This window comes from Microbacterium sp. K35 (assembly GCF_004794375.1).
In the GTDB taxonomy this organism is placed as follows: Bacteria; Actinomycetota; Actinomycetes; order Actinomycetales; family Microbacteriaceae; genus Microbacterium; species Microbacterium sufflavum.
Genome location: NZ_SSDM01000037.1, coordinates 1 through 4,215, shown reverse-complemented (window position 1 = coordinate 4,215; position 4,215 = coordinate 1). Strand labels below are relative to the sequence as shown.

Below are 4,215 nucleotides of genomic sequence, written 5' to 3'. Positions count from 1 at the left end.
GACGCTCTTCCGATCTGAGATGCGCGGGCCCGCCGCGACGTGGTGGGTGGACGGCACCCCCGCGCATCTCGCCGCCGCCGCGCGTGCCTCGGCGCGGCGTCTCGGACTCGACGCGCTCCCGCTCTACCAGCACCACCGGCCCGACGTGCGCGTGCCCTATGCGGACTCGATGGGGGCCCTGCGGCAGCTGGTGGACGACGGGGTCGTGGTGCGGGTCGGGGTGTCGAACGTCGACGTTGCGCAGCTCGACCTCGCCCGGGGCGTCCTCGGCGACGCGCTCGTGAGCGTGCAGAACGAGTACAGCTTCCTGGAGCGGTCGAGCGAGCCCGTGCTGCGGCGCTGCGAGGAGCACGGCCTGGCGTTCCTCGCGTGGGGTCCGCTCGGCGGCATGCGCCAGGCGAAGGCGCTCGGCGGGGCGGCGGCGCCCGTGGCCGAGGTGGCGGCGCGCTCCGGCGTCAGCCCGCAGCGCGTGGTGCTGGCGTGGCTGCTCGCACGATCGCCCGTGCTGATCCCGATCCCCGGTGCGAGCCGGCCGGAGAGCGTGCGGGATTCCGTCGCGGCGGTCGAGCTGACGCTGGACCCCGCCGACCTGCGGCTGCTCGACGGCGCCGGTCAGGCGGTGCCGGGATGAGGCTCCTGCAGCAGCTCGACCCGCACGTCGTCGGGCCCGAGCACGTACACGTAGCGGAAGCCGTCGAGCGGTCCGGCCGTCGCGGTCATGACCGCCGAGAGCGGGTGGTGGCCGAGCTCCGCCAGCCGCGCGAGGCTCTGCGCGATGTCGGGCACCGTGATCGCGGGGTGGGCAGCGCCGATGTGGCCGTTGTGCGGGTCGATGCGCGCAGCGTCGACCCCACGGTACTCCGCGAGCTCCAGGAAGACGCCGTCGTCGAGCCGCACGAACGTGAGCAGGATCTCGGCACCGGGGCGTCCGGTCGCGGCCTCGACCGCGGGGCCGCTCTTGACCAGGGGGCCGGTCACCGTGCCGCCCGTCGCGGCGGCGTAGAACGCGGCGGCCGCCGCCGTGTCGCTCACGGTGATGCCCATGTGGTGCAGGCGCGGCATGCCGTCTCCCATCTCTCAAGCAAACGTTTGTTCGATCACTATCGCGGAGGAACCCCATGAGTGCAACACCCGTCATCGACCTGACCGGACGCGTCGCCGTCATCACCGGCGCCGCCGGAGGGCAGGGCCGCTCGCACGCCGCTCTGTTCCACGAGCTCGGCGCCGACCTGGTGCTGACCGACCTCGACGGGGCGGCCGTGCAGGAGGTCGCGGCCGGGTACGGCGATCGCGCGATCGGCCTCGCGCACGACGTCTCCTCCGCCGACGCGTGGGGCGCGGTCGCCGAGGCTGCGCGCGAGCGGTTCGGCCACGTGGACGTGCTGGTGAACAACGCCGGGTTCTGCCCCGAAGGACCGCTCGCGGAAACGGCCGAGCGCGTCATCCGTCTCACGCTCGACGTGAACCTCATCGGCCCCATGCTCGGCGTGCAGGCGCTGCTCCCGCTCCTGGGCGACGGCGGCTCGATCATCAACATCGCCTCGACGGCCGGGGTCGCCGGCTACGCCAACCGCGTGCCCTACTCGGCGTCGAAATGGGGGCTGCGGGGGGTCTCCCACGCGCTGGCCCGCGAGCTGGCGGGCAGCGGCATCCGCGTGAACACCGTGTGTCCCGGCGCCGTCGACACGCCCATGATCACCGAGGACACCCGGGCGGGGGTCGGGTTCATCTCACGCATCCCCATCCCGCGCGCGGGCCGGCCCGAGGAGATCTCGGCACTCGTCGCCTACCTCGCGAGCCCGGCCAGCAGCTACTGCACCGGACAGGACTTCGTCATCGACGGCGGTCAGGTCGCCTGATGCCGTCGTACGCGTTCGACGGCGTGGTTCCGGTGGTCGACCCGACCGCGTTCGTGCACGAGACCGCGAGCCTGATCGGTGACGTCGTGATCGGTCCCGGCTGCTACATCGGACCCTTCGCGAGCCTGCGCGGAGACTTCGGTCGCATCGTCGTGGGGGAGGGGTCGAACGTGCAGGACTCGTGCGTCATCCACGCGTTCCCCGGTGCGGACGCGGTGCTCGACCCGCACAGCCACGTCGGCCACGGGGCGGTGCTGCACGGCTGCCGCATCGGGTCGTTCGCGCTGATCGGCATCGGGGCCACCGTGCTCGACGGCGCCGAGATCGGGGCGGACGCGCTGCTGGGCGCGGGTGCCGTGGTCACCGCGGGCACCGTGATCCCGCCCGGGTCGAAGGCGCTTGGAGCCCCGGCGCGGGTGGTCGGGCTCCTCGACGACGACGCGCAGGAGTGGAAGCGGAACGGCGTGCGCATCTACCAGGAGCTCGCCCGGCGCAGCCGAGAGACCCTGGTGGCGGTGGAGCCGCTGCCGGCTGCGGAGCCCGACCGCCGACGCACCACCTGGGCCGCGGACGCCGCGACCCCGCTGCACCGTCGACGCGCGGAGGGACCCCGGTGAGCACGGCCGAGTTCGCGGACTGGCTCGACATCACCCGCACGATCCTGCGGTACGGGCGCTACGCCGATCAGCGGAGGTTCGCCGACATGGCGTCGTTGTTCGTGCCGGACGGGCGGATGCTCCTGTATCGGCCGCGTGCCGATCACCCGGCCGAGACGCCGCGGGGGACGGCGGAGCTGGTCGCGGCGTTCGAGGCCCTCACGGCCTTCGTGGCGACCAGTCACGCGCTGTCTCCGAGCGATGTGGAGGTGCGAGGCGACACCGCCCGGGTGCATACGGCCTGCCTGTCGCACCACATCCGCGAGACCTCGGAGGGACGCATCCGCTTCACCCTCGCCGACCGCTACGACGACGACCTCGTGCGGGTGGACGGCCGCTGGCTGTTCCGCGAGCGCCGCAAGTACACCGACTGGGCGGAGACCACCCCGCTCCGCCGCTGAGGCCGCCGCCAGGGCTGCGGTCAGAGGCGTGCGAGGGCCCAGGGCTCGGCGGCGGCGCGGAGCTCGCGCGGGGTGCCGAATAGGGTGCCGAGGGCGTGCGCGCGCTTGAACACCAGGTGCGCGTCGTGCTCCCACGTGATCGCGATCCCGCCGTGCAGCTGGATCATCTCTCCCGCGACCCGGGTGAGCGCTTCCGAGCACACGGCCTTCGCGATCGTGGCCAGCTCCGCGCGGTCGGGGGCGCCGGACGCGAGGGCGTCGGCGGCCGCGCGGGACGCGGTGCGCGCCACCTCCACCCGCACGTGCAGGTCGGCCATGCGGTGCTTGAGCGCCTGGAACGAGCCGATGGGTCGCCCGAACTGCACCCGCTGCTGCGCGTAGGCCACGGTGTCGTCGAGGGCCCGCGCCGCTGTGCCCGCCTGCACCGCCGCGACCGCCGCGAGCGCGAGCGCCCGCACGTCGTCGAGCACGGCGGGATCGCCGTCGCCGAGCGGACGGGCAGGGACCCCGTCGAACCGGAGGGTGGCGAGCCGCAGGGTCTGGTCCATCGTCGGGTCGTCCTCGCGCGCGACCGCCGCGGCGTCGAGCACCTCGAACAGGCGCGGGCCGTCGGCGGTGCGGGCCACCGCGACCAGCACGTCGGCGGGCAGCCCGTCCAGCACGAAGCCCGCCGTGCCGGTGAGCGTCCACGCCTCCCCGTCGGCCTCGGCGTGCACGTCGATGTGGTCGGGGGCGAAGCGTCCGGACGGGTCGGCCCACACGAGCGCCGCCGCCGACGATCCCTCCGCGATGCCGGGCAACAGTCGGGCGGACGCCTCCGCATCGCCCGCGGCCAGGATCGCCTGCGCCGCGATCGCGACCGAGCCGAGGTACGGCGACGGCGCGAGCGCGTAGCCGATCTCCTCCAGCGCCAGCTGCGCCTCCCGCAGTGTGAAGCCGGCGCCGCCGTGCTCCTCGGGGACGGCCATGCCGGCGATGCCGATCTCCTCGCAGAGCAGACGCCACAGGTCGGCGTCGAACCGTTGGTCCGACTCCAGGGCCCGACGCGTCGCCGCACTGTCGGCGCGTTGGCTCAGGATCCCGCGCACGAGGGCGACGAGCTCCTGCTGATCCTCATCGGGTTCGAAAGACATCACCGCTCCTTCGGAAGGATGTCGCGGGCGATGCGCGCCCGATGGAAATCCGGCGTGCCCCACGCCGCGGACAGCGCGGGCGCGAGGCCCAGCCAGATCCGCAGCGTGTGCTCGGCCGTGTAGCCGATCGCGCCGTGCACCTGCAGCGAGGTGCGCGCGGCGCGAT

General features: G+C 73.9%; 6 protein-coding genes. 4 read left to right on the top strand and 2 right to left on the bottom strand.

Annotated features, from left to right (window positions below):
* Positions 1 to 631 (top strand): aldo/keto reductase (locus tag DW299_RS00945; RefSeq protein ID WP_136035314.1); only part of this gene is annotated, 631 nt, incomplete at its 5' end.
* On the opposite strand, the gene DW299_RS00940 is transcribed toward DW299_RS00945, so the two are convergent.
* Positions 613 to 1,062 carry a VOC family protein gene (locus tag DW299_RS00940; protein WP_168442885.1) on the bottom strand — a complete coding sequence of 150 codons (450 nt, stop codon included), beginning with the start codon at positions 1,060 to 1,062 and terminating at the stop codon, positions 613 to 615. The genes DW299_RS00945 and DW299_RS00940 overlap by 19 nt on opposite strands.
* Positions 1,063 to 1,118: 56 nt before the next feature.
* Here DW299_RS00940 and DW299_RS00935 point away from each other — a divergent pair, with 56 nt between their 5' ends.
* The 3 genes from DW299_RS00935 to DW299_RS00925 are packed head-to-tail and all read left to right on the top strand — an operon-like array spanning position 1,119 to position 2,916.
* Positions 1,119 to 1,859 carry an SDR family NAD(P)-dependent oxidoreductase gene (locus DW299_RS00935; protein WP_136034092.1) on the top strand — a complete coding sequence of 247 codons (741 nt, stop codon included), beginning with the start codon at positions 1,119 to 1,121 and terminating at the stop codon, positions 1,857 to 1,859.
* Positions 1,859 to 2,476 carry a gamma carbonic anhydrase family protein gene (locus tag DW299_RS00930; RefSeq protein WP_136035313.1) on the top strand — a complete coding sequence of 206 codons (618 nt, stop codon included), beginning with the start codon at positions 1,859 to 1,861 and terminating at the stop codon, positions 2,474 to 2,476. The genes DW299_RS00935 and DW299_RS00930 overlap by 1 nt, the downstream gene beginning before the upstream one ends.
* Positions 2,473 to 2,916 carry a nuclear transport factor 2 family protein gene (locus DW299_RS00925; RefSeq protein ID WP_168442886.1) on the top strand — a complete coding sequence of 148 codons (444 nt, stop codon included), beginning with the start codon at positions 2,473 to 2,475 and terminating at the stop codon, positions 2,914 to 2,916. Before DW299_RS00930 ends, DW299_RS00925 begins: the two co-directional genes overlap by 4 nt.
* 20 nt (positions 2,917 to 2,936) lie before the next feature.
* Here DW299_RS00925 and DW299_RS00920 read toward each other — a convergent pair whose 3' ends face one another.
* A complete protein-coding gene (locus DW299_RS00920) occupies positions 2,937 to 4,049 on the bottom strand; it encodes an acyl-CoA dehydrogenase family protein (protein ID WP_136034098.1) in 1,113 nt (370 codons plus the stop codon).
* Between the last annotated feature and the right edge of the window lie 166 nt (positions 4,050 to 4,215).

Bases quoted from the DNA above. Each gene is read 5' to 3' on its own strand.
- DW299_RS00930 (WP_136035313.1), top strand. From the start codon at position 1,859: ATGCCGTCGTACGCGTTCGACGGCGTGGTTCCGGTGGTCGACCCGACC.
- DW299_RS00920 (WP_136034098.1), bottom strand. From the start codon at position 4,049: ATGTCTTTCGAACCCGATGAGGATCAGCAGGAGCTCGTCGCCCTCGTG.
- DW299_RS00935 (WP_136034092.1), top strand. From the start codon at position 1,119: ATGAGTGCAACACCCGTCATCGACCTGACCGGACGCGTCGCCGTCATC.
- DW299_RS00940 (WP_168442885.1), bottom strand. From the start codon at position 1,062: ATGCCGCGCCTGCACCACATGGGCATCACCGTGAGCGACACGGCGGCG.